Annotated in this window: 21 protein-coding genes; 11 read left to right on the top strand and 10 right to left on the bottom strand. The window is 71.4% G+C overall.

Features of this window, described 5'->3' with window-relative positions; all coding sequences use genetic code 11:
* The first annotated feature begins 32 nt into the window (after nucleotides 1-32).
* The 5 genes from ACFVYL_RS04210 to ACFVYL_RS04190 all read left to right on the top strand — a co-directional run bounded on the left by ACFVYL_RS04210 (nucleotide 33) and on the right by ACFVYL_RS04190 (nucleotide 4,953).
* Complete coding sequence (locus ACFVYL_RS04210) at nucleotides 33-1,040, top strand: TraR/DksA family transcriptional regulator (RefSeq protein ID WP_389712761.1); 1,008 nt, start codon at nucleotides 33-35, stop codon at nucleotides 1,038-1,040.
* A gap of 78 nt (nucleotides 1,041-1,118) precedes the next feature.
* On the top strand, nucleotides 1,119-1,742 hold the full coding sequence (gene lspA, locus ACFVYL_RS04205) for a signal peptidase II (protein ID WP_389712760.1): 624 nt from the start codon (nucleotides 1,119-1,121) through the stop codon (nucleotides 1,740-1,742).
* A gap of 81 nt (nucleotides 1,743-1,823) precedes the next feature.
* Nucleotides 1,824-2,765, top strand: a complete 942-nt coding sequence (locus tag ACFVYL_RS04200; RefSeq protein ID WP_389712759.1) for an RluA family pseudouridine synthase — start codon at nucleotides 1,824-1,826, stop codon at nucleotides 2,763-2,765.
* Nucleotides 2,762-3,253 (top strand): GNAT family N-acetyltransferase, encoded by a 492-nt coding sequence (locus tag ACFVYL_RS04195; protein WP_389712758.1) that lies wholly within the window; start codon nucleotides 2,762-2,764, stop codon nucleotides 3,251-3,253. Before ACFVYL_RS04200 ends, ACFVYL_RS04195 begins: the two co-directional genes overlap by 4 nt.
* A gap of 113 nt (nucleotides 3,254-3,366) precedes the next feature.
* Nucleotides 3,367-4,953, top strand: a complete 1,587-nt coding sequence (locus tag ACFVYL_RS04190) for a Na+/H+ antiporter (protein ID WP_389712757.1) — start codon at nucleotides 3,367-3,369, stop codon at nucleotides 4,951-4,953.
* An 18-nt stretch (nucleotides 4,954-4,971) separates the two neighbouring features.
* Here ACFVYL_RS04190 and ACFVYL_RS04185 read toward each other — a convergent pair whose 3' ends face one another.
* Nucleotides 4,972-6,072 carry a mechanosensitive ion channel family protein gene (locus ACFVYL_RS04185; protein ID WP_389712756.1) on the bottom strand — a complete coding sequence of 367 codons (1,101 nt, stop codon included), beginning with the start codon at nucleotides 6,070-6,072 and terminating at the stop codon, nucleotides 4,972-4,974.
* Nucleotides 6,073-6,115: 43 nt separating this feature from the next.
* Here ACFVYL_RS04185 and ACFVYL_RS04180 point away from each other — a divergent pair, with 43 nt between their 5' ends.
* Complete coding sequence (locus ACFVYL_RS04180; RefSeq protein ID WP_389712755.1) at nucleotides 6,116-6,685, top strand: dienelactone hydrolase family protein; 570 nt, start codon at nucleotides 6,116-6,118, stop codon at nucleotides 6,683-6,685.
* A gap of 34 nt (nucleotides 6,686-6,719) precedes the next feature.
* Here the strand turns inward: ACFVYL_RS04180 and ACFVYL_RS04175 are convergent, their stop codons facing one another.
* The 4 genes from ACFVYL_RS04175 to ACFVYL_RS04160 all read right to left on the bottom strand — a co-directional run bounded on the left by ACFVYL_RS04175 (nucleotide 6,720) and on the right by ACFVYL_RS04160 (nucleotide 11,387).
* Complete coding sequence (locus tag ACFVYL_RS04175; RefSeq protein ID WP_389712754.1) at nucleotides 6,720-8,378, bottom strand: alkaline phosphatase D family protein; 1,659 nt, start codon at nucleotides 8,376-8,378, stop codon at nucleotides 6,720-6,722.
* 82 nt (nucleotides 8,379-8,460) lie between these two features.
* Nucleotides 8,461-9,261, bottom strand: coding sequence for a DsbA family protein (locus ACFVYL_RS04170; RefSeq protein WP_389712753.1), 801 nt, complete (start codon nucleotides 9,259-9,261; stop codon nucleotides 8,461-8,463).
* 41 nt (nucleotides 9,262-9,302) lie between these two features.
* Nucleotides 9,303-9,986 carry a hypothetical protein gene (locus ACFVYL_RS04165; protein ID WP_389713004.1) on the bottom strand — a complete coding sequence of 228 codons (684 nt, stop codon included), beginning with the start codon at nucleotides 9,984-9,986 and terminating at the stop codon, nucleotides 9,303-9,305.
* Nucleotides 9,987-10,058: 72 nt separating this feature from the next.
* Nucleotides 10,059-11,387: a DUF2252 domain-containing protein gene (locus tag ACFVYL_RS04160; protein ID WP_389712752.1), complete on the bottom strand. Its 1,329-nt coding sequence runs from the start codon at nucleotides 11,385-11,387 to the stop codon at nucleotides 10,059-10,061.
* A gap of 201 nt (nucleotides 11,388-11,588) precedes the next feature.
* Between ACFVYL_RS04160 and dnaE the strand changes: the two genes are divergently transcribed.
* The gene (gene dnaE / locus ACFVYL_RS04155; protein WP_389712751.1) at nucleotides 11,589-15,131 is read left to right on the top strand and encodes a DNA polymerase III subunit alpha; all 3,543 of its coding nucleotides are present in this window, start codon (nucleotides 11,589-11,591) and stop codon (nucleotides 15,129-15,131) included.
* A gap of 123 nt (nucleotides 15,132-15,254) precedes the next feature.
* Here dnaE and ACFVYL_RS04150 read toward each other — a convergent pair whose 3' ends face one another.
* Nucleotides 15,255-15,434 (bottom strand): hypothetical protein, encoded by a 180-nt coding sequence (locus tag ACFVYL_RS04150; protein WP_389712750.1) that lies wholly within the window; start codon nucleotides 15,432-15,434, stop codon nucleotides 15,255-15,257.
* 356 nt (nucleotides 15,435-15,790) lie between these two features.
* On the opposite strand from ACFVYL_RS04150, the gene ACFVYL_RS04145 reads away from it, so the two are divergent.
* The 4 genes from ACFVYL_RS04145 (at nucleotide 15,791) to ACFVYL_RS04130 (ending at nucleotide 19,760) form a co-directional block, all read left to right on the top strand.
* Nucleotides 15,791-17,032: an NYN domain-containing protein gene (locus ACFVYL_RS04145; RefSeq protein WP_389712749.1), complete on the top strand. Its 1,242-nt coding sequence runs from the start codon at nucleotides 15,791-15,793 to the stop codon at nucleotides 17,030-17,032.
* 63 nt (nucleotides 17,033-17,095) lie between these two features.
* Entirely contained in the window at nucleotides 17,096-18,130 is a 1,035-nt protein-coding gene (locus tag ACFVYL_RS04140) for an ABC transporter ATP-binding protein (RefSeq protein ID WP_389712748.1), read from the top strand.
* A gap of 34 nt (nucleotides 18,131-18,164) precedes the next feature.
* Nucleotides 18,165-18,989: an ABC transporter permease gene (locus ACFVYL_RS04135; RefSeq protein ID WP_389712747.1), complete on the top strand. Its 825-nt coding sequence runs from the start codon at nucleotides 18,165-18,167 to the stop codon at nucleotides 18,987-18,989.
* Nucleotides 18,990-19,076: 87 nt separating this feature from the next.
* Entirely contained in the window at nucleotides 19,077-19,760 is a 684-nt protein-coding gene (locus ACFVYL_RS04130) for a DUF2567 domain-containing protein (RefSeq protein ID WP_389712746.1), read from the top strand.
* Between the two features lie 159 nt (nucleotides 19,761-19,919).
* Here the strand turns inward: ACFVYL_RS04130 and ybaK are convergent, their stop codons facing one another.
* The 4 genes from ybaK to ACFVYL_RS04110 all read right to left on the bottom strand — a co-directional run bounded on the left by ybaK (nucleotide 19,920) and on the right by ACFVYL_RS04110 (nucleotide 23,849).
* Nucleotides 19,920-20,420, bottom strand: a complete 501-nt coding sequence (ybaK, locus tag ACFVYL_RS04125; protein ID WP_389712745.1) for a Cys-tRNA(Pro) deacylase — start codon at nucleotides 20,418-20,420, stop codon at nucleotides 19,920-19,922.
* A 17-nt stretch (nucleotides 20,421-20,437) separates the two neighbouring features.
* Complete coding sequence (locus tag ACFVYL_RS04120; RefSeq protein WP_389712744.1) at nucleotides 20,438-21,184, bottom strand: LON peptidase substrate-binding domain-containing protein; 747 nt, start codon at nucleotides 21,182-21,184, stop codon at nucleotides 20,438-20,440.
* Nucleotides 21,185-21,186: 2 nt separating this feature from the next.
* A complete protein-coding gene (locus ACFVYL_RS04115; protein ID WP_389713003.1) occupies nucleotides 21,187-22,158 on the bottom strand; it encodes a hypothetical protein in 972 nt (323 codons plus the stop codon).
* Nucleotides 22,159-22,334: 176 nt separating this feature from the next.
* Nucleotides 22,335-23,849 carry an oxidoreductase gene (locus ACFVYL_RS04110; protein WP_389713001.1) on the bottom strand — a complete coding sequence of 505 codons (1,515 nt, stop codon included), beginning with the start codon at nucleotides 23,847-23,849 and terminating at the stop codon, nucleotides 22,335-22,337.
* Nucleotides 23,850-23,867: the final 18 nt, after the last annotated feature.

Genomic DNA, 23,867 nt, shown 5'->3' with positions numbered 1-23,867 from the left:
GCAAGATCACAATATGTGAAGGGGCCGCGGCCATGGTGGCGAAGAAGACCGCCGTACAGCAGTCGGCGTCCGGCAGATCCACAGGCGCGGCCGCGGCGACGGCCAAGGATGTGAGCGGAAAGAAGAGCACGCACGGGGCGAAGGCGGCGAAGGCGGCGAAGGCCGTCGGGAAGGCGGACGCGGGGGAGGCGGAGGCAGCACCCGAAGGCGCGGGGAAGAAGGCCGCGGCGAAGAAGGCGGCGGCGAAGAAGCCACCGGCCAAGAAGACCACCGCCAAGAAAGCGACTGCCAAGAAGACCAGCACCAAGAAGACCACTGCCAAGAAGGCCGCCGCCCACGAGGCTGCTGCCGAGGCGGTGGACACCGAGGTCGCCGACGCGGCCTCTCAGAGCGCTGCCAAGAAGGCCGCCCCGGCCAAGAAGGCGGCCCCCAGGAAGAGCGCGGCGAAGAAGAGCACGGCCAAGAAGAGCACGGCCAAGAAGAGCACGGCCAAGGAGACGGCCGCGTCCGCGGCCGAGGATGCGGCTGAGGCCGCGGAGACGACGGGAGCCACGACGGTGGTTGCGAAGAAGACTCCGGGCACGGCGACAGCAGCGAAGACGCCGACGGCGGTGCCCAAGGCACGGGCGGACGCGGCGGCGCCGGGCGAGCTCGCGGTGCGGCCCGGCGAGGACCCCTGGACCCCCGCGGAGGTCGCGGAGGCCCGGACCGAACTCCAGAGCGAGGTGCTGCGGCTGCGCAGCGAGATCGTGGCCTCCGAGGACTCCCTCGCCGGGCTGATGCGGGACTCCGGAGACGGTGCGGGCGACGACGACGCGGACACCGGCACGAAGAACATCACGCGGGAGCACGAGATGGCGCTGGCCGCCAACGCGCGCGAGATGCTCCTGCAGACCGAGCGCGCCCTGGAGCGCCTGGACGCGGGGACGTACGGTCTCTGCGAGAACTGCGGCAATCCGATCGGCAAGGCGCGGATGCAGGCGTTCCCGCGCGCGACGCTGTGCGTGGAGTGCAAGCAGAAGGAGGAACGGCGCTACTGAGCACAGCCTGGGCGCCGGGAGGCGTACACGTGTGCCGTACCCTCGTCCCCAGTCAGGTACCTAGGTTGAGGGACTCACGTGGCAGAGGCGGAGCGCATCATCGGTACGCCGGACATTCCTGAGGCGGCAGGGGCGGAGCCGGAGGACTCCGGGGCGGCGGCGGAGAAGCCCGGCGAGTCCGGTGCCGTCGCGGATCAGGACGGGCAGCAGGCCAAGGGCGGGCGCAGGATCGCCGTGCTCTTCGCGGTGGCCGTCTTCGCGTACGCCCTGGACCTGATCAGCAAGATGATCGTGGTGGCGAAGCTGGAGCACCACGAGCCGATCGAGCTCGTCGGCGACTGGCTGCGCCTCTCCGCCATCCGGAACGCCGGCGCCGCCTTCGGCTTCGGCGAGGCCTTCACGGTGATCTTCACCTGTATCGCGGCGGCGGTCATCGTGGTCATCGCCCGCCTCGCCCGCAAGCTGTACAGCCTGCCGTGGGCCATCGCGCTCGGCCTGCTGCTCGGCGGCGCGCTGGGCAACCTCACCGACCGCCTGTTCCGGGCGCCCGGCGTCTTCGAGGGTGCGGTGGTCGACTTCATCGCCCCGAAGGGCTTCGCGGTCTTCAACCTCGCGGACTCGGCGATCGTCTGCGGCGGCTTCCTGATCGTGCTGCTCTCCTTCCGCGGCCTCGACCCGGACGGCACCGTCCACAAGGACTGATCCCTTGGGGCGCCCGGAGTCCGGGCCCCCTGCGGGAGCCTGTGGTGCGGGAGTGTCGGTGCGCTCCTGCATACTCAATGGGTGAGCACGATTCCCGAGATCCGAACCCTGCCCGTGCCGGACGGCCTGGAAGGCGAGCGCGTCGACGCCGCCATCTCGCGCATGTTCGGGTTCTCCCGTACGAAGGCCGCCGAGCTCGCCGCGGCGGGGAAGGTCTCGGTCGACGGCTCGGTGGTCGGCAAGTCCGAGCGGGTGCACGGCGGCGCCTGGCTGGAAGTGGAGATGCCGCAGGCGCCCGCTCCGGTGCAGATCGTCGCCGAGCCCGTCGAGGGCATGGAGATCGTGCATGACGACGACGACATCGTCGTGATCGTCAAGCCCGTCGGCGTCGCCGCGCACCCGAGCCCGGGCTGGACCGGGACGACCGTGATCGGCGGCCTCGCGGCAGCCGGTTACCGCATCTCCACCTCCGGTGCCGCCGAGCGCCAGGGCATCGTGCACCGTCTGGACGTGGGCACGTCCGGCCTGATGGCGGTCGCCAAGTCGGAGCGCGCGTACACCTCGCTGAAGCGTCAGTTCAAGGAGCGCACGGTCGACAAGCGCTACAACGCGCTGGTGCAGGGCCACCCCGACCCGATGAGCGGCACCATCGACGCCCCCATCGGCCGCCACCCGAACCACGACTACAAGTGGGCGGTCACGGCCGAGGGCAAGCCCTCCGTCACGCACTACGACCTCATCGAGGCGTTCCGGGCGGCCTCGCTGCTCGACATCAAGCTGGAGACGGGCCGCACGCACCAGATCCGCGTGCACATGGCGGCGCACCGCCACCCCTGCGTGGGCGACCTGACGTACGGCGCGGACCCGACGCTCGCCAAGCGCCTCGGCCTCACGCGCCAGTGGCTGCACGCCGTCCGGCTCGGCTTCGAGCACCCGGGCGACGGCCAGTGGGTGGAGTTCGAGAGCCAGTACCCCGACGACCTGCAGCAGGCGCTCGACCGGGTGCGGGCGGAGAGCTCGTGACCGGTGTGACCGGCGTGACGATCCGGGTCGCGGAGAGCACCGACGACCTGGAGTCCTGTTTCGCGGTCCGCAAGGACGTCTTCGTGGCCGAGCAGCAGGTGCCGGAAGAGCTGGAGTACGACGCGTACGACGCGGGGGCGGTGCACGTCCTGGCCGTGCGTGAGGACGGTGTCCCCGTGGGCACGGGCCGGCTCCTGACCGGCGCCGCCGCCGCCGTGAAGAACGGCGGGGACGCCACGGTGGGCGCGCTCGGCCGGCTCGCGGTGACGCGGGCCGCGCGCGGACTCGGCGTCGGGGCCTGCCTGGTCCGGGCCATCGAGGACGCGGCACGCGCGCGCGGCCTGACCGCCGTGGACCTGCACGCGCAGACCCACGCCCTGGGCTTCTACGAGCGCCTCGGCTACGAGGTGTACGGGCCGGAGTTCCCCGACGCGGGCATCCCGCACCGGGCCATGCGCAAGCCGCTGGTGAGCCAGGGCCCTGTCTAGCGCCGGCGCCGCCGCGTACAGGACGACGACAGGCATTGATCCGGTTGGCGGGGAAGGCGTGGCAGGGTTGAGGTCTTGATCGTTCAAGTCTCGACCGCCGGAGGGCGCAACCCGTGGATCAACTGGCACTGGTGCTCATCCTGCTGCTCGGTGCCGTCATCACCGTGCCGCTGGGCGACCGGCTCGGACTGCCCGCGCCGGTCCTGATGACGCTGGCGGGGATCGGCATGGCACTGCTGCCGTTCGTGCCCAACGTCGAGATCCCGCCCGACTTCATCCTGCCGCTGGTGCTGCCGCCGCTGCTCTACGCCTCCGTGCAGCGCACCTCCTGGCGGCAGTTCACGGCCAACATCCGGCCCATCCTCCTGCTCGCCGTGGCGCTGGTCTTCGTCACCACGGCGGCGGTCGCCGCGATGGCCAACGCCATAGTGCCGGGGCTGCCGATCGCGGCGGCCGTGGCGCTGGGGGCGCTGGTGGCGCCGCCCGACCCCGTCGCCGCGACGGCGGTCGCCGGATCCCTCGGGCTGCCGCGCAGGCTCGTGTCGATCCTGGAGGGCGAGGGGCTCTTCAACGACGTCACGGCCATCGTGCTCTACCACGTGGCGATCGCGGCGGCGATGAGCGGCACCTTCTCCCTGCCGTCCGCCGCGGGCCTGCTGGTGCTGTCCGGCGTGGTCGCCGTCGCCGTCGGCCTCGTGCTCGGCTGGCTCACCAACAAGCTCATGGGGCTGCTCGGCGACGCCACCCTGCAGACCGGCCTGACGCTCCTCGTGCCGTTCGTCAGCTATGTGCTCGCCGAGGAGCTGCTCGGCTCCGGCGTGCTCGCCGTCCTGACCACCGCGCTCTACCTCGCGGAGAACGCCGTCGACGCCGACGACGTGCTCGGGCGGATCACCGGGCAGACCTTCTGGCAGATCGTCGACACCCTGGTCACGGGAATCGCGTTCGGGCTCATCGGCCTCGAACTGCACAACGTCTTCGGCATCGCGAAGGGCCACCAGTGGCAGATGTACGGCTGGGGCGCGGCGATCGTCGCCGTCGTGGTCGGCGTACGACTGCTCTGGCTGCTGCCCGCGACCTGGCTGGCCAAGCGGCTGCACAAGCGGCGGGACGTCGACGAGGAGATCCCGACCACCTGGCGCGAGACCGTCGTCATGTGGTGGTCGGGGATGCGCGGAGTGGCATCGGTCGCGCTCGCGCTCGCCATCCCGCTCAAGACGGACGACGGGTCTCCGTTCCCCGCCCGTGAGGAGATCATCTTCATCGCGTTCTGCGTGATCATGGCGACCCTCGTCGTTCAGGGGCTCACGCTGCCCTGGCTGGTGCGCAAGCTCAACGTGCAGGCCGACGCCGGCGCGGAGCGCGAGCTGGAACGCACGCTCGCGCTCCGCGCGGCCAAGGCCGCCAAACGGCGCCTCAAGGAGATCGAGGACGTCGAGGAGCTCCCGGAGGACCTCTCCGAGCGGCTGCAGCGCGGCGCGCTCGACATCGGCGCCAGGATCAGCCCGGATCTCCTCGACGACGAGCGGCGCGCACGGTACGCCAAGCGCGTCGACCGGCTGAAGGCGGTCCAGCGCATCCAGCGCGAGATGATGTCGGCCGCCCGCCACGAGGTCCTCTCGGCGCGCAGCGAACCCGGCGCCGACCCCGAGGTCGTCGACCGGGTCCTGCGCCACCTCGACGTACGCAGCCTGCGGTGAGCGGCGGGCCCGCGGACGTCAGCCGCGCCCCGTCCGCGGCACGTCCGGCGAGAACGGATCGTGCCGCGGACGGTGGCCGTTGTTCAGGGGTTCGACGGCCGAGACGGTGGTGACCCGCGGCAGCGCGTAGGAATGGTGCTCGGTGAGCCAGCGGACCATCTGCTCGCGCACCGTGACCCGCACCGTCCATATGTCGTCCGCGTCCTTCGCGGTGACCAGGGCACGGACCTGGATCGTGCTCGTCGTGGTGTCCGTGACCGCGAGGCCCCAGTCCCGGCCGTCCCACGCCGCGCAGTCGCGCAGGATGTCGTGGAGATGTTCGCGCATCAGCGCGATCGGGGCCGTGTGGTCCAGCTGGAAGAAGACGGTGCCGGTCATCTCGGCGCCGCCCCGCGACCAGTTCTCGAACGGCTTCGCGGTGAAGTACGAGACCGGCATGGTGATCCGGCGCTCGTCCCAGGTGCGGACGGTCAGGAAGGTCAGGGTGATCTCGTCGACCGTGCCCCACTCGCCGTCCACCACCACCGTGTCCCCGAGCCGCACCATGTCGCCGAAGGCGATCTGCAGCCCGGCGAAGAGGTTGCCGAGGGTGGACTGGGCGGCGACACCGGCGACGATGCCGAGAATGCCCGCGGAGGCGAGCAGCGAGGCCCCGGCCGCCTGCATGGCGGGGAAGGTCAGGAGCATCGCGGCCGCGGCCACGACGCCGACGATCGCGGTGACCACCCGCTGGATGAGGGTCACCTGCGTACGCACCCGGCGGACCCGGGCCGGGTCCCGGTGCATGGCGGCGTAGCGCGCGTAGGACGACTCGACGACGGCCGCCGCGATCCGCACCACCAGCCAGGCGGTGGAGCCGATGAGGACGAGGCCGAGGGCCCGGCCGATCAGCGCCGAGTGGTCCTTGGCGAGCTCTGCCTGGGCATAGGACCCTCTCAGCAGCGCGGCGCACAGGACGACTTGCAGGGGGACGCGGCCACGGCGCAGCAGGCCCCAGAGCGGGGTCTCGTGGTGCCGTTCGTCGGCCCGGCGCAACAGGACGTCGACCAGCCAGCCGACGATCACCGTGAGCACGACCGAGCCGCCGACCACGATCAACGGACGCAGTACGTTCTCCATGCCTCCGAGCGTAGGGGTACGCGCCAAATGGCACGATGGCCCCATGAACATCATGCTTTTCCACTCGACGTACGGGCTGCGGCCCGCGGTGCACGCGGCGGCGGAGCGCCTGCGCGCCGCGGGGCACGAGGTGTGGACCCCCGATCTCTTCGAGGGCCGCGTCTTCGACGACGTCGAGGAAGGAAGGGCCTTCCAGGAGGAGCTCGGCAAGGACGAGATCCTGAAGCGGGCGATCCTCGCCGCCGCGCCCTACTCCGAGCGCGGTCTGGTCTACGCCGGCTTCGCACTCGGCGCCGCCACCGCCCAGACCCTCGCCCTCGGCGACGCGAAGGCGCGCGGCCTGCTGCTCCTGCACGGCACCTCCGACATCGCGGAGAACGCGGCCGTGGACGAGCTGCCGGTGCAGCTGCACGTCGCCGAGCCCGACCCGTTCGAGTCCGACGACTGGCTGAGCGCCTGGTACCTGCGGATGGGCCGGGCCGGTGCCGACGTGGAGGTCTACCGCTACGCGGGCGCCGGGCACCTCTACACCGACCCGGACCTCGACGACTACGACGCCGAGGCCACGGAGGCGACGTGGCGCACGGCGCTCGGCTTCCTGGAGACGCTCTAGGATCCGTCAGAAGGGCCCTGGCCGTCGCCGCGCGTCAGCGGACCGGGGCGTCCGCCCGCTCGGTCTTCTGCGTGCCGCTGCGGGTGCGGTACGAGCGGAGCCAGGACGAGGTCGCCTCGGGGTCGGTCCGGTCGGAGACCGCGTAGTAGTCCATCTGCGAGCGCTCGGCGGTGACGTCGAGGACCCCGTAGCCGTGCGAGTCCATGTCCAGCCACTTCACGTGGCGGTTGGCGGCCTTGATGGCGCCCGCGGCCACGAGGGACACCGTGTGCGGGGCGACATGAAGCATGTCGTCGATGTTGTCGGAGCTCACCGACGTGACGACGAACTCGGTCGCGGCGGACGCCGAGAAGGGGTACGTGGCGGCCTTGACCGGCACGTCGTTCGCCCAGGCCATGTGGATGTCGCCGGTGAGGAAGACGGTGTTCTGGATCTTGTTGTCGCGCAGGTGGGCGATGAGTTCCTTGCGGTCGTCCGTGTACCCGTCCCACTGGTCCGCGTTGATGGCCAGGCCCTCCTTGGGCAGGCCGAGCAGCTCGGCGAGGGGCTCAAGGAGGTGGGCGGGCAGCGAGCCGAAGGCGACCGGCGAGATCATCACCGAGGTGCCGACCAGCTTCCAGGCCGCGTCCGAGGCGGCCAGGCCCGCCTTCAGCCAGTCGAGCTGGGCCCGGCCCGTGATCGTGCGGTCCGGGTCGTCGACCTCGCCGCTGCCGAACCCCGCCTGCTCGGAGCGGAAGGACCGCAGGTCGAGCAGGTGCAGGTCGGCGAGCTTGCCGTAGCGGACGCGGCGGTAGACGGTGCCCTCGGTCGAGGGGCGTACGGGCATCCACTCGAAGTACGCCTGCTTCGCCGCGGCCACGCGCCGGGCCCAGTCGCCCTCGGTCTCGGGCGAGTGGTTCACCGCGCCGCCCGACCAGGCGTTGTCGGCGAACTCGTGGTCGTCCCAGATCGCGACGACCGGGTGCGTGGCGTGCATCGCCTGCGCGTCCGGGTCGGTCTTGTGGACGCCGTGCCGGGTGCGGTAGTCGGCGAGCGTCCTGATCTCGTGCTTCGGCTCGTGCTGACGTACGACGTTCTCGGCGGAGGGGTACTCGCCGCTCCGGTACTCGTAGATGTAGTCGCCGAGGTGGAGGACCGCGTCGAGTTCGGCGCGGGCCGCGAGGTGGCGGTAGGGGGAGAAGTGGCCGGCCTCCCAGTTGGCGCAGGACACCACGCCGAAGCGGACGCCGTGCGCGGAGGCGTCGTGCGCGGGGGTGGTGCGGGTGCGGCCCACGGGGGAGTGCACCTCCCCTACGGAGAAGCGGAAGTAATAGGTGGTCGCCTGGTGAAGGCCCCTTACGTCGGCCTTGACGGTGTGGTCCGACTCCGCCCGCGCGGTGGTGCTGCCGCGGCCGACGACCCGGGTGAAGCCCTTGTCCTCGGCTATCTCCCAGCTCACCTCGGTGTCGGGCCCCTCGCCCGAGCCCGGCGCGGCTTCGGAGGTGGGCGTCACGCGGGTCCACAGGAGGACGCCGTCGGGCAGGGGGTCGCCCGAGGCGACTCCGTGGTGGAAGGCGGGTCTGTCGGCGGCGTGCGCGGGTAGGGAGGCGAGCGGCGCGGCGAGCGCGGCGCCGGCGGCCGCGGCCTTGACGACCGTACGGCGGCTGGGCGCCGGGGAGTTGAGCGACGACTGAAGATCGTTTCGACTGGTCACGGGCGATCACGATACTGAGCGGTAATCGCGCGAGGGGGGCGAACCCGATAAGTCCGCCCCCCCTGTCGGGGTGATCAGCCCGCTACTTCGTGACGCCCGCCTTCTTCAGCGCGGCCTTCCAGGCGTCGGCGGTCTTCGGCGTATCGACCACCTTGTCGTTGATCTTGATGGTGGGAGTGGACTCCACGCCCTTGGCCGACTGGAAGGAGTCACTCATCTTCATGGCCCAGGGGTCGAACGTGCCCTTCTTGACGGCGCTCTGGAACTTCTTGTTGTTCTTGAGGGCGTCCACCGTGTTCGCCACCTTGATCAGGTACTCGTCCTTCGCGAAGTCATCGTTGGACTCCTGGGGGTGATACTTCGCCGAGTACAGGGCGGACTTGTACTCCAGGAACGCGTCGGGGCTGATGTCCAGGGCGGCACCGAGAGCGCTGAGGGCGTTCTTCGAGCCTTCGCCCGGGAGGTTGTTGTCGAGGAACGTCCCGATCGTGAAGGTCAGCTTGTAGTCGCCGTCCTTCATGCCCTTCTCGACCGCGCTGCCGATGGACTGCTCCATGGCCGCGCAGCCGGGGCAGCGCGGGTCCTCGTACAGGTGCACCGTGTTCTTGCCGGCGGACTTGCCGATCGTGACCGTGGTGCCGTCCTTGCCCGAGGAGTTGGCCGGGGCGACCACCTTCGCGTCGGCGGCCTCTTCCCAGTAACCGGGCTTGTTGGACTGCATCACGGCGTAGCCGACGCCGCCGGCTATCGCGAGGACACCGACGATGGCGGCGCCGACGATGGCGGCGCGCTTGCGCTTCTCCCGCTTGCGCTCGGCTTCCTGCTGGGCGCGGATCCGCTCGCGGGCGGCGGACTTGGCGGCCTGGCTGTTGCGCTTGCTCATGATCTTTTCTCCGTGTGGATGACTGCGTGGGGGTGCTGTGCTCAGGCGTGGACGGCCGAGCACGGCGGTCCACGCCGCCCCACGAAGTGCACGAGCAGCCGCGTGCGCGCCGCCGGGACCCGGCGCTCGGGGCGCGACAGGCGGCGTACGGGCAGCCGGGACGTGGTGACCGCGGCGACCGCGATCAGCAGGGGCCGGAACGTGGCGGCGCCGACCGCGCGCAGCAGCTGGGCCAGGGCCCGCTCGCCCCTGCGCAGCCAGGCCGCCGCGAGGAGGCCCACGCCGACGTGCGCCGCGAGCAGCAGCCAGGCGGCGCCCGGGTCCGCGTCGGCGAGCAGCGCGGCGGCGCCGTGCCCCTCGGCGGTCATCCGGGCCAGCGGGGTCCCCACGGGCGCCCCGCCGCACAGCACGTCGAAGCCGACGGCGCGCAGCGGGCCCGCGACGGGGCCGCCGGCCTCGCCGTAACAGACGTGCTGGCCCGCGGTGAAGACCGTGTCGGCGGCCAGCTCCAGGGGGATGAGCAGGGCGGCGATCCGTCCGTAGCCGCGCTCCGCCCCCGCCGTCGCGTACGCGACGGCGAAGACGGCGGCGGTGATCGCCGCGACGGTGGCCGGCGGCAAGGGGGCACGGGACAGCAGCACGTGGGACGCGGCGGAGAGCGTCACGACGAGCGCCGTGAAGAGTGCCGCGCGCACGGCTCTGAGCTGTATCCCGGACATGTCCATCGCCGAGGAGTGTGCCATGTGTTCCTGTGGGAGGTCCCTGAAGGGGGCCAGGCCCCCATGGCCCCCGGGCGTCTACAGGCCCGGGATCCGGCCGTTGCGGAAGAGGTCGACGAAGATCTGGTGGTCCGCCCGCGCGCGTGCCCCGTAGGTGTGCGCGAAGTCCACGAGCAGCTCCCCGAAGCCGTCCTCGTCGGCCGCGATGGCCGCGTCGATGGCGCGCTCGGTGGAGAACGGCACCAGGTCCGAGTGGCCGCTCTCGTCGTCCGCCGCGGCGTGCATCGTGGCCGTGGCGCGGCCGAGGTCGGCGACGACCGAGGAGATCTCCTCCAGGTCGTCGATGTCCGACCAGTCCAGGTCCACCGCGTACGGGGACACTTCGGCGACCAGCTGGCCGGTGCCGTTCAGCTCGGTCCAGCCCAGCCACGGGTCGGCGTGCGCCTGCAGCGCGCGCTGCGAGATGACCGTGCGGTGCCCCTCGTGCTGGAAGTAGCCGCGGATGGCCGGATCCGTGATGTGGCGCGAGACGGCGGGGGTCTGCGCCTGCTTGAGATAGATCACGACGTCGTTCTCCAGGGCGTCGCTGTTGCCCTCCAGGAGGATGTTGTACGACGGCAGGCCCGCGGAGCCGATGCCGATGCCGCGCCGGCCGACGACGTCCTTCACGCGATAGGAGTCGGGGCGGGTGAGCGAGGACTCCGGCAGCGTCTCCAGATAGCCGTCGAAGGCGGCGAGCACCTTGTACCGCGTGGCGGCGTCGAGCTCGATGGAGCCGCCGCCCGGCGCGAAGCGGCGCTCGAAGTCACGGATCTCCGTCATCGAGTCCAGGAGGCCGAAGCGGGTCAGGGAGCGGGCGTCGCGCAGCGCGTCCAGGAGGGGGCCCTCGGCCGTGTCCAGCGTGAAGGGCGGCACCTCGTCGCTCTTGGCGCCCGTCGCCAGGTCGTGGATCCGCTCCCGGTAGGCCGCGGCGTAGGTCCGCACGAGGGCGGTGATCTGGTCGTCGCCGAGCGCCTTGGTGTAGCCGATCAGGGCCACGGAGGCGGCGAAGCGCTTCAGGTCCCAGGTGAAGGGGCCGACGTACGCCTCGTCGAAGTCGTTCACGTTGAAGATCAGGCGGCCCTGGGCGTCCATGTACGTGCCGAAGTTCTCCGCGTGCAGGTCGCCGTGGATCCACACCCGGCCGGTGCGCTCGTCCAGGTAGGGACCGCCGTGCTGTTCGCGCTCCTGGTCGGCGTAGAAGAGGCAGGCCGTGCCGCGGTAGAACGCGAAGGCGGAGGCGGCCATCTTCCGGAACTTCACCCGGAACGCGGCGGGGTCCGCGGCGAGCAGCTCGCCGAACGCGGTGTCGAAGACGGCGAGGATCTGCTCGCCGCGCTGCTCAGCAGTGGGCTGCGGGACCGACATCGCTGGGTGCCTCCTGGTACAGGGTGGTGCGTGACATGGGGACGGATGCTCCGCCCCCGGCGGGACAGATGTTCCGCCCCTTCAACGGTTGACCGTACTCCCGAGTGCCCGACGGCTGTCAGTGCCCCGGATTAGACTTCCACGCTGTCCCCCCAGACTGTCCGCAGCCTGTCGCCCAGCGTTCTCCGGAGGCCTTCCGCCGTGACCAAGCCGCCCTTCACGCACCTGCACGTCCACACGCAGTACTCGCTTCTGGACGGTGCCGCGCGGCTCAAGGACATGTTCGCCGCGTGCAATGAAATGGGCATGTCGCACATCGCGATGTCCGACCACGGCAACCTGCACGGGGCGTACGACTTCTTCCACTCGGCGCAGAAGGCGGGCGTGACGCCGATCATCGGGATCGAGGCGTATGTGGCGCCGGAGTCGCGGCGCAACAAGCGGAAGATCCAGTGGGGCCAGCCGCACCAGAAGCGCGACGACGTCTCGGGTTCGGGTGGTTATACGCACAAAACGATCTGGGCGGCGAACCAGACGGGACTGCACAACCTGTTCAAGCTCTCCTCGGACGCCTATGCCGAGGGCTGGCTGCAGAAGTGGCCCCGCATGGACAAGGAGACGATCTCCCAGTGGTCGGAGGGGCTGATCGCCTCGACCGGCTGTCCCTCGGGCGAGCTGCAGACGCGTCTTCGGCTCGGGCAGTTCGACGAGGCGTTGCAGGCGGCTTCCGACTACCAGGACATCTTCGGCAAGGACCGGTATTTCCTGGAGCTGATGGACCACGGCATCGAGATCGAGCGCCGGGTCCGGGACGGTCTCCTGGAGGTCGGCAAGAAGCTGGGCATCCCGCCGCTGGTCACCAACGACTCGCACTACACCTACGCGCACGAGTCGACGGCGCACGACGCCCTGCTGTGCATCCAGACCGGCAAGAACCTCTCCGACCCGGACCGCTTCCGCTTCGACGGCACCGGTTACTACCTGAAGTCGACGGACGAGATGTACGCCATCGACTCCTCCGACGCCTGGCAGGAGGGGTGCAGGAACACGCTCCTGGTGGCCGAGCAGATCGACACCACGGGGATGTTCGAGAAGCGCGACCTGATGCCGAAGTTCGAGATCCCGGAGGGCTTCACCGAAGTCACCTGGTTCCAGGAGGAGGTCCGCCGCGGCATGGAGCGCCGCTACCCGGGCGGCGTCCCGGAGGACCGCCAGCAGCAGGCCCAGTACGAGATGGACATCATCATCCAGATGGGCTTCCCCGGGTACTTCCTCGTGGTCGCCGACTTCATCATGTGGGCCAAGAACAACGGCATCGCGGTCGGCCCCGGCCGAGGCTCCGCGGCCGGCTCGATCGTCGCGTACGCGATGGGCATCACCGACCTCGACCCGATCACGCACGGCCTGATCTTCGAGCGGTTCCTCAACCCGGAGCGCGTCTCCATGCCCGACGTCGACATCGACTTCGACGAGCGCAGGCGCGTCGAGGTGATCAGGTACGTGACCGAGAAGTACGGCGCCGACAAGGTCGCCATGATCGGCACGTACGGCAAGATCAAGGCGAAGAACGCCATCAAGGACTCCGCGCGCGTGCTCGGATATCCGTACGCGATGGGCGACCGCCTCACCAAGGCCATGCCCGCCGACGTCCTCGGCAAGGGCATCGACCTCTCCGGCATCACCGACCCCAAGCACCCGCGCTACAGCGAGGCGGGCGAGATCCGGGGGATGTACGAGAACGAGCCGGACGTGAAGAAGGTCATCGACACCGCCAAGGGCGTCGAGGGCCTGGTCCGGCAGATGGGCGTGCACGCGGCCGGCGTGATCATGTCCAGCGAGCCGATCGTGGACCACGCCCCGCTCTGGACGAGGCACACCGACGGCGTGACGATCACGCAGTGGGACTATCCCCAGTGCGAGTCGCTCGGCCTGCTCAAGATGGACTTCCTGGGCCTGCGCAACCTCACCATCATGGACGACGCCGTCAAGATGGTGCGCAACGACAAGGGCATCGACCTGGAGATGCTCTCGCTCCCGCTCGACGACCCGAAGACCTTCGAACTGCTCTGCCGCGGTGAGACGCTCGGCGTCTTCCAGTTCGACGGCGGCCCGATGCGTTCGCTGCTCCGCCAGATGCAGCCCGACAACTTCGAGGACATTTCCGCCGTCTCGGCCCTGTACCGGCCGGGCCCGATGGGCATGAACTCGCACATCAACTACGCCGAGCGCAAGAACGGCCGCCAGGAGATCACGCCGATCCACCCGGAGCTCGAAGAGCCCCTGAAGGAGACGCTCGGTCTGACCTACGGCCTCATCGTGTACCAGGAGCAGGTGCAGAAGGCCGCGCAGATCATCGCCGGCTACTCGCTCGGTGAAGCCGACATCCTGCGCCGCGTGATGGGCAAGAAGAAGCCCGAGGAGCTGGAGAAGAACTTCGTCCTCTTCCAGGCCGGCGCCCGGAAGAACGGCTACTCGGACGCCGCGATCCAGGCCCTGTGGGACGTCCTGGTCCCCTTCGCCGGATACGCGTTCAACAAGGCGCACTCCTCCGCGTACGGCCTGGTCACCTACTGGACCGCCTACCTGAAGGCGAACTACCCGGCCGAGTACATGGCGGCGCTGCTCACCTCGGTCAAGGACGACAAGGACAAGTCGGCCGTCTACCTCAACGAGTGCCGCCGCATGGGGATCAAGGTCCTCCCGCCGAACGTGAACGAGTCCGTGCACAACTTCGCCGCCCAGGGTGACGACGTGATCCTGTTCGGCCTGGAGGCCGTCCGCAACGTCGGTACGAACGTGGTGGAGTCGATCATCCGCTCGCGCAAGGCGAAGGGGAAGTTCACCTCCTTCCCCGACTACCTCGACAAGGTCGAGGCCACCGCCTGCAACAAGCGCACCACGGAGTCGCTGATCAAGGCGGGCGCCTTCGACACCATGGGGCACACCCGCAAGGGCCTGACCGCGCAGTACGAGCCGATGATCGACAACGTCGTCGCGGTCAAGCGCAAGGAGGCCGAGGGCCAGTTCGACCTCTTCGGAGGGATGGGCGACGAGTCCGGCGGCGACGAGCCGGGCTTCGGACTCGACGTGGAGTTCTCCGAGGACGAGTGGGAGAAGACCTACCTGCTCGCCCAGGAGCGGGAGATGCTCGGCCTGTACGTCTCCGACCACCCGCTGTTCGGCCTGGAGCACGTGCTCTCCGACAAGGCGGACGCGGGCATCGGCCAGCTCACCGGCGGTGACTTCTCCGACGGCTCGGTCGTGACCATCGGCGGCATCATCTCGGGCCTGCAGCGCAAGATGACCAAGCAGGGCAACGCCTGGGCGATCGCCACGGTGGAGGACCTCGCGGGATCCATCGAGTGCATGTTCTTCCCGGCGACCTACCAGCTGGTGTCGACCCAGCTGGTCGAGGACGCCGTGGTGTTCGTCAAGGGACGCCTCGACAAGCGCGAGGACGTGCCGCGGCTCGTCGCGATGGAGATGCAGGTCCCCGACCTGTCGAACGCGGGCACCAACGCGCCCGTGGTGATCACCATTCCGACCGTCAAGGTGAGCCCGCCGATGGTCACCCGCCTCGGCGAGGTCCTCAGCCACCACCGGGGCAACAGCGAGGTGCGGATCAAGCTCCAGGGCGCGCAGAAGACCACCGTGCTGCGGCTCGACCGGCACCGCGTGAAGCCGGACCCGGCGCTCTTCGGCGATCTGAAGGTGCTCCTCGGCCCGTCCTGCCTCACGGGGTGAGGCGCCCGGGCCCGCGGACCGGTCCGCCCGCACGCGCCAGGGCGGTCTGAGAGCCTGTGTCATGAGGGGCGCACCCGTCACCGGGTGCGCCCCTCATGTGTGCCTCAATACGCGTCAGTTGCCTCAGTTGTGGCCGAAGCGACGCTGGTGCTTACGCGCAACATCCGCCGGGCTGCCCTGAGCCTGCGACTGCATCGGCGACTGGGCCTCCGTCGCCGTCGACTTGGCCTGCTCCTGCGCCTGCTCGGCCTGCGAGGCGCGGTCCTGCGGGCTGCCCTGCTTGCGATTCTTGTTCTTGGCCATAGTGATCTTCCTCCTGGGGGGATCGGGGGGCCAGACGCGACCAGATTCACATATGGCGGCAAGGTGTGCATTTCGGGGAATTACCGTGCGTAATACGGCCTGTCGGCGAACGATCCGCCGATGCGCCACGCCGAAGATCGAGTTCCGGCCGTTAACCTTCGCCCGGTCGGGCAGACTCGAAGGGAACCCGACGCGGACCCGCACCCCTGATTCGTTGCCCTTACAGGGTGTCTTCGTGGGCCTTCGAGGGAACGTCCAGAGACCTCCGGGCACTGTTCTGGAACCACCAGGCACGTCGCACTGTTCTGGAACCTCCAGGCACGCCAGGGAACCTCCAGGGAAAGAGGGTGGACCGCGTGGATCGCTGCATCGTCCTGGTGGACGCCGGGTATCTGCTGGGTGCCGCCGCGAGCCTCCTCGCGGGCGAACCGTCCAGGTCCCGGATCACCGTCGATCACACCGCCCTGATCCAGGGCCTGCGCGAGCGCGCGGAATCGGACACCGAGCGCCCCCTGCTGCGCATCTACTGGTTCGACGGGGCCCCTGACCGCGTGCCGCAGCCCGAGCACCGGCGGTTGCGCGTCATGCCCCGGGTGACGGTCCGGCTCGGCGCCCTGACCCGCAGCGACGGCCGGTGGGCGCAGAAGGGCGTGGACGCCGCGATGCACGCCGAGCTGACCGAGCTGGCCCGCAACCGCGCCTGCTCCGACGTCGTGCTCGTCACCGGCGACGGCGACCTGCTCCCCGGCATGATGGCCGCCAAGGAGCACGGCGTCGCCGTCCACCTGTGGGCCGTGCAGGCCGCCGACGGCGACTACAACCAGTCCGAGGACCTGGTCGCCGAGGCCGACGAGCGGCGCGTCCTCGACCGGGCCTGGATCACCCAGGCCGTCCGCCCCAAGGAGCTCACCGGCAGCTGCGCCCCGCCGCCCGTGCCGCGCCCCGAGATCGCCGCGATCCTCTCCGCGCCGCTGCCGGAGTCCGCGCTCGCCGCCGCCGCACAGCACGCCGGGACGGACGCCCCCGACCGGCACGCCGAGCCCGCCGCCAACGGCCGCCCGGACGGCGGCGAGCACCGCATCGCCACGGCCAAGGGCGTGCCCACCCCCAAGGACCTGGCCGCCCTGCGCGGTCCCGGCACCCAGGCCGCGCAGCACCCCACGAACGCGACACTGCGCTGGTCCTCCGACAAGGGCTGGGTCGAGCGCCCCGGCGGCGCGGCCGAGGGCCCCGAGGCCGCCGCCCTGCCCACCCTCGCCCAGCTGACGACCGCCGAGCAGCGCTGGGCCGACCGCGAGGAGGACATCACCACCGTCGGCGGCGACCCCTTCGAGGTGGGCCAGGTGTTCGCACGGCGCTGGATGGCGCGGCTCCCGGAACAGCACAACCTGCAGAAGCTGTCGACGATGTACCCGCGCATCCCGCACCGCGTCGACGGGGAGCTGCTCCGCTACGCGGCACGGTTCGGGCTGCTCGCCCACAAGGACGACCAGATCGACGAGCACGACCGGTACGCGATCAGGGCGGGCTTCTGGCGCGAGATCGACGTGCGGACGGCCGCCGAGCACGCGCCCGCGGGGGACCGGACCGGTGACTGACACGGGACGTACGGGGCGCCCCGGACGTCGCGCGCGCCCACCGACCCCGTAGGCTCGTCCTTCGTGAGTACGCGCCCGGCACCGGCAGTCCGACAGGGACTCCGTCAGGAACACGGCAGCGACGCCGTCTGCGCGGTGCGCGACCTGGTGAAGACCTACCCGGCCGCCCGCGCCCGGCGCGGCAGGCCCGCGACCCCCGAGATCCGCGCCACCGACGGCATCCGCCTGACGGTGGAACGCGGCGAGATCTTCGGCCTGCTCGGCCCCAACGGCGCGGGCAAGTCCACCCTCGTACGCCAGCTGACCGGCCTGATGCGGCCCGACAGCGGGAGCGTCGAGATCCTCGGCCACGACATCGTGCGCCACCCCGAGCGGGCCGCCCGGATCCTCGCCTACCTGGGGCAGGAGTCCACCGCCCTCGACGAGCTGACCGTGTCGCTCGCCGTCGAGACGACGGGCCGGCTGCGCGGCCTCGACCTGCCGCGGGCACGGGCCGAGCGGGACGCGGTCCTCGCGGAACTGGGCCTCACCGCGCTGGCCTCGCGGCCGCTGAAGAAGCTTTCCGGCGGGCAGCGGCGGCTCGCCTGCTTCGCCACCGCGCTGGTGGGGGAGCGGCCCCTGCTCGTCCTGGACGAGCCGACCACCGGAATGGACCCCGTCGCGCGCCGTGCCGTCTGGGCGGCGATCGACCGGCGGCGGGCCGAACACGGCACGACGGTCGTCCTCGTCACCCACAACGTCATCGAGGCCGAGACCGTCCTCGACCGGGTCGCCGTCCTGGACCAGGGCAAGGTCATCGCCTGCGACAGCCCGGCCGGGCTCAAGGAGCAGGTCGCCGACGAGGTCCGGGTGGAGCTCGTCTGGCGGGAGCGGGCGCCGCTGAACGTCCCCGAGGTGGCCGCGCTCCGCGCGCTCGCCGTCGAGTCGGGCCGCCGGTGGTCCCTGCGTCTGGCGCCCGACGCGGCGCGGGCGGCCGTCGCCGCGGTGACCGGCGGGGCGGCCTTCGCCGCGCTCGACGACTTCACGCTGGCCACGCCCAGCCTGGAGGACGTCTATCTCGCGCTGGGCGGGAGCGGGCGGGGGCTGGTGAAATCGTGAGGGCTGACAGGTATCTGAGCAGGAGGGGCGTTCGGTGAGTGCGGTTCCCTTGGAAGCCGCCGTGCGGGCCGAGAGCGCCCGGGCGGCGCAGGAGGCCGGCGGGCCCGCGCCCCTCGCCCCTGCGGCGCGGCTGTTCCCGGCGCTCTCGGCCGTGTACCGGGCCCAGCTGTCCCGGGCCCGGGTCGCCCGGATACCGCTGCTGTTCGTGGCGACCTTCCAGTCCGTCGGGATCATGATCCTGATGCGTGGCGTCGTCGAGGGGGGCGGTGAGGCGCGGGCCGTGGTCGCCGGCTCCTCGGTGCTCGTCGTCGCGTTCGTCGCGCTCAACCTGCTCGCGCAGTACTTCGGGCAGCTCCGCTCCGACGGAGGGCTCGACCACTACGCCACGCTGCCCGTGCCGCCCGCCGCCGTGGTCCTGGGCGCCGCCGCCGCGTACGCCTCCTTCACGGTGCCCGGCACCTTCGTCACGGCGATCGTCGGCTGTGGACTCTTCGGCCTGCCGCTCACCCACCTGTGGGTGCTCGTCGCGGTGATCCCGCTCGCCGGCGCCGCGCTCGCTGGACTCGGCGCGGCCCTCGGCCTGCTCGCGCCGCGGCCCGAACTGGCCACGCTCCTGGGGCAGATGGGCATGTCGGCGGCGCTGCTGCTGGGTGTGCTCCCCGCCGACCGGATGCCCACGGTGCTGCAGTGGGCGCGGGACCTGCTGCCCTCGACGTACGGCGTGGAGGCCTTCGCCCGTACGTTCGGGCCGGATCCGGACTGGGCCGTGGTCGCGCTCGACCTGGGGGTCTGCGCGGGGGTCGGCGTGGTCTCGCTCGCCGTGGCGACGTGGGCGTTCCGCCGGGCGGCCGTCCGGTGACGCGCCGCACCGACAAATAGGGGGAGCGCGCGGCGCTTCTGTGAGGGGCGGCGGCCGGGAGACGGGTGGGCCTGGCACGATGTGAGGGTGACCGCACCGCTGACACCCTCCCAACCGCCGCACCACCAACCCCCGCACGACCCCTGGCAGGCAGCCGCGCAGCCGTCGGGAGCGACGTCTCCTCAACGGTACGAGGAGGACGGCCCCGGTATGAAGACCGAAGTGCGGCAGTCCGCAGTGATCCTGGTCGCGGTGGCCGTCAGCGGCCTGCTGCTCGGCGCGCTGTGGATGTGGCTCGCGCCGCGGGTGCCGCTCATCTCGGACGGCAGGACGGTGTACCTCAAGGACACCGAGGGCGAGCAGGCGATGGGCGTGGACGGCACGTTCACGCTGCTTGCGCTCGGCTTCGGCGTCGTCTGCGGCGTCATCGTGTTCCTGCTGCACCGGCGCGGCGGCGTCCCCCTGGTGGCCGGGCTCGCCCTCGGCAGTCTGCTCGGCGCGCTGCTCGCGTGGCGGGCCGGCATCTGGCTCGGCCCCGAGACGGACGTCGTGGCGCACGCCAAGGCCGTCGGCACCGGTGTGGTCTTCGACGCGCCGCTCGAACTCAAGGCCAAGGGCACGCTCCTCGCCTGGCCGGTGGCAGCGCTGGCCGTGCACCTCGGCCTCACCGGGCTGTTCGGCCCCCGGGACCCGGAGCCGTATCCGGCGCCGGTGGCGTACGCGGGCCCCAGGGACGACGACTACCCCGAGGGAACGCGCTCGGGCTCGTAGACCGGCCGGGCGGGCCCCTACGCGGGGCGCTTCCCGTGGTTGGCCTTGCGCTTCTTCGCCCGCCATTTCCGCATGCGCGTCTTCTTCGACATGCCCTCGGTACTAGTCCCGGGCGGGACACGTGTCGAGGGCACTTTCGCGTCGTAAGCGGCGCGGGGCCTAGGTCCGGCCGATCGGCGCGAGCACCGCGCCGGTGAGCCCCGCCAGGTCGCCCGGTGCCAGTTCGACCTCCAGGCCGCGGCGCCCGGCAGAGACGCAGATCGTGGCGTGCGCCGACGCCGAGTCGTCCAGGACCGTGCGCAGCCTCTTGCGCTGGCCGAGCGGCGAGATGCCGCCCCGCACGTACCCCGTGGTGCGCTCGGCGGCCGCCGGGTCGGCCATCACGGCACGCTTGCCGGAGACCGCGGCGGCCAGCGCCTTCAGGTCGAGGGAGCCCGCGACGGGTACGACGGCCACGGTGAGCTCGCCGTCGACCTCGGCGACCAGCGTCTTGAAGACCCGGTCGGGGGGGACGCCCATGGCCTCGGCGGCCTCCTCGCCGTACGAGGGGTGGGCCGGGTCGTGCTCGTAGGCGTGCACGGTGAAGGCGGTGCCCGCCGCGGTGAGCGCCACCGTCGCCGGCGTGCCTCCCGCCTGCTGCTTCTTCTGTTTCTTCGCCAAGGTCCTCGTGCCTTACGTCAGTTCAGACTGGTCGTCCCGCGCGTGAGGTCCGTCGCGGGCAGGGACGGCAGGTTACGGATGATCGCGGTCTCGGAGCGCAGCAGTTTCAGCTCGTCCCGCAGCCGCGAGACGGCGTCCGGCGCCTCCAGGAGCCGCTGCTTGGTGCCGGTGTCCAGGACGGCGGCCGCGGCCACCAGGTACGACACGACGGACGGGTCGTCGGGCAGCTCGGCCCCCGTCGACAGCGAGCGCTCGCGCGCCCCGGCCAGCCGTTTCTGGTAGGAGCGGAAGGCCCGCAGCACCCCCTCGGCCAGCGTGCCCGCGCCGTCGCCGAGCTCCTCGGGCACCTCCTCGACCTCCGCGGTGAGGAAGGCGCCGGAGGCGTCGACGGAGTGGATCCGCACCCGGGTGGTGCCGGTCGCGAGGACCTCGAAGCCGCCGTCGGCGCGCTCCCTGATGGTCGCCGCGTCCGCCACACAGCCCATGGCGTGGAAGGCCTTGAGCGGGTCGCCGCCGAAGCCCGCGGCGGGGCCGTGCTCGGGCAGCGCCGTCGGGTCGGGGAGGCCGGGCGCGCTCGGCGCCACCTCCAGGCCGTCGCGGATCGCGACGACGGCGAACTGGCGCTGCTCCTCCTCGGGGGTCTTGAGCAGCTCGCGCATCATGGCGCGATATCGCTCCTCGAAGACGTTCAGCGGCAGCACGAGCCCGGGGAACAGCACCGAGTTGAGCGGAAAGAGCGGAAGCCGGGTGGTCACGACCGGCAAGCCTAATGGTCGCCGGAGCGGCTCGGTCCGCGCGGAGTGCGCAGCGGCGTCATCGACGCCACTTCGATGCGCACGCCGTCGCGCAGCTCCAGGAACTGTCCCAGCGGATCGTCGGACATCCGGTCCCACGGGAAGGACGTCGCGTACGGCCCGATCAGGCGCAGCTGCGCCAGCGCGTCGTCCCAGCGCTCCAGGCGGGTCAGGACGTACGTGAGGAGGTTGCGGACCTCGGCGGGCCAGGGGTCCCCGGCCTCGTACTCGTGCGACAGGGCGATGGCGAGGTCCGCCGCCGCGTCCAGGCGCTCGCGCGGCACCTTGCCCGAGGGGCTGGTGAGGTAGGCGAAGGCGGCCCGCGCCGGCAGGACCTGGATCAGCGAGCCGGGCAGCGCGTCGGCGGCGGCACGCTCGGCGAAGTCGAAGCACTCGCGATGCGAGCCGTACCAGGCGGCCGACAAATACTGCAGGGCGGAGGCGTGGCAGCCGTAGTGGTACGAGGAGCGGCGCACCGCCTCCTCCCACAGCTGCTCGAAGACGGTGTGCGGGGCGTGCGTGCCGCGGGCGTGGTCGAGGGCGATCCGCCAGGGCACCGGGTCGCGCGGGGCGGCCTCGGCGGCGGCGGTCAGCAGCGGGCCCATCTCGCGCAGCAGCTCGGCGCGGGCCGGCGATTCCCAGCCGCGCACGACCGCGAGCTCGGCCTTGACGAGCAGGGCGTCCGGGTCGTGCGGGGAGGCGTTCAGCCAGTCGTCGAACCACTCGGGGCGGGAGCGGGCGAACGCGGCGAGCCGGGTGGTGTAGCGGTCGCGGTTCTCCCACTCGGCGGCCTCGCGGGTGGTGGCGAGGACCTTCGAGGCCGGACCGTAGTCGCCGCGTCCCGCCGCGACCAGGGCGGGGGCGAGCCGCTCGTCGGGCACGTCGAGGAGTACCTCGTCGTCCGGCGGCAGCCCGGCGGCGAGCCGCGGGGTGTGCCGGACCATGCGGGCGGTACGGATGAAGGCACGCAGCACCGTGCCCTCCTTTGCGCCTCAACCGGCGCCGCTCGCGCGGGCTCGCCGGTCACCGTCGTGGTTGCTCGTTTGTCGGTCGCTGGGATGACGGTCGCAGGACGGGGATGGTTGCCCGGCCACGCGTAACGGTTCGGCCGCCCGGGCGCTCAGCTGCGGCGCAGGAGCCGGGTGGCGCCCGCCGCCACGGTCGTGGCCAGGATCCAGCCGAGCAGGATCAGCACGGTCGAGAACCACTGCCAGCCGCCGTTCAGCTGCCAGTAGGTGTCCTGGCCGAGGTTGATGACGGGCAGCAGGAGGTCGAGGGAGAACAGGGCGGGGTCCCAGTTCGGGTGCTCGCCCGGTTTGATCGCCGGGTGTTCGGCGCGCGAGAACGCCACCGCGCTCACCGCCCACAGCACGGCCATCCAGACGGCGGCCCGGCCCGGCCGGTAGCCGTAGGCGACGGTCCAGTCCTGGGCGTACCCCCACAGCTTCGCCGCCAGCGGCAGCGTCTCGCGGCGCCGGCGCTGCTTGGCGAGGAGGACCTCGCGGGCGTCCGCGTCCTCGCCGCCGTTGCGCAGGACGGCGGCCAGTTTCTCGTACGGCTCGGGGTTGTACTCGGCCGTCGCGGCCGCCACCCAGCTCAGCCGCCGGGCGAGCGGGAAGGTGCCCTGCGGGACGAGGTTCTCGTACGAGAACCCGCCCATCTGGAGGCCGCCGGGGCCCGGCCAGCTCGACGCCCGGTCGATGAGGTTGACGACCTTGGAGCCGGAGAGCACCACCTTCCCGCGCTGCGGCGCCTCGCCGAGGAAGCGGAGCTCGGGCGTCTGGACGCGGCGCAGCGAGAGCTCCTGGTCGCTGTGGAGGGTGAAGCGGGCCTGCGCGAAGTCGATGGCGTCGCCGAAGCGGCCGTCGTCGAGGCGGATGCCGCCCTCGCACTCGAAGCGCTGCACGCGGGTGCCGCGGGCCGGTGTCGTGCCGCTGGTCTGCGGCGGATTGCCGACGGCCGCCGGGGTCAGGTACAGGGTGCGCTCGACGGTCAGCTGCGGGGCGTTGAGGGCGTGCCGCCCGTACTGGTTGATGAGCTTGCTGCCGCGCAGGCTGAGCGAGACGCCGATCTTCGCGCCGCGCAGGCTCAGCTCGCCGTGCGACTCCATCATCTCGGCCTGCAGGTCCTGCCCGACGGTGAGGCCGTCGCCGGTGATGGAGCGGCTGCGCCGGTCGCGGTAGACCACGGCCTGGTTCAGGAGCAGGTCGGTGCCGATGTGGGCGTCGGTCAGGCGGATGCCGTTGTGGATCCGGCAGCGCGGCAGGTGCAGGTCGCCCTCGGTGTGCAGCCGGGCGGCCTCCACGCGCGGGATCGAGCAGTCGACCAGCCGCAGCGTGGTGAAGCGGGTCTCGGGCAGCAGCACCTCCTTCTCGAAGCGGCAGTGCTTCATCTCGGTGTACGGGATGATCGTGCCGCCCGCGAGATCGAGCGCATCGGTGATCTGCACGCCCGCGAGCTTCAGCGAGGAGACCCGGCCCGCAAGCGCGGGCGGCCCGTCCAGCAGCAGCCAGCAGACGATGCGCGCCCGCACGCTGCGCTCGGGGCCCCAGGGGTGCCCGCCGTGCGGATCGTCGACGGCGGGATCGCCGGACCTGAGGTCGTAGACGCTGCCGTTGCGGAAGGCCTGCCACATGCCGATCTCCGCGGCGGT

The organism is Streptomyces sp. NPDC058308 (assembly GCF_042880275.1).
In the GTDB taxonomy this organism is placed as follows: Bacteria; Actinomycetota; Actinomycetes; order Streptomycetales; family Streptomycetaceae; genus Streptomyces.
Note: the sequence above shows the minus strand (reverse complement) of the source record. Positions and strands in the feature narration are given on the sequence as shown.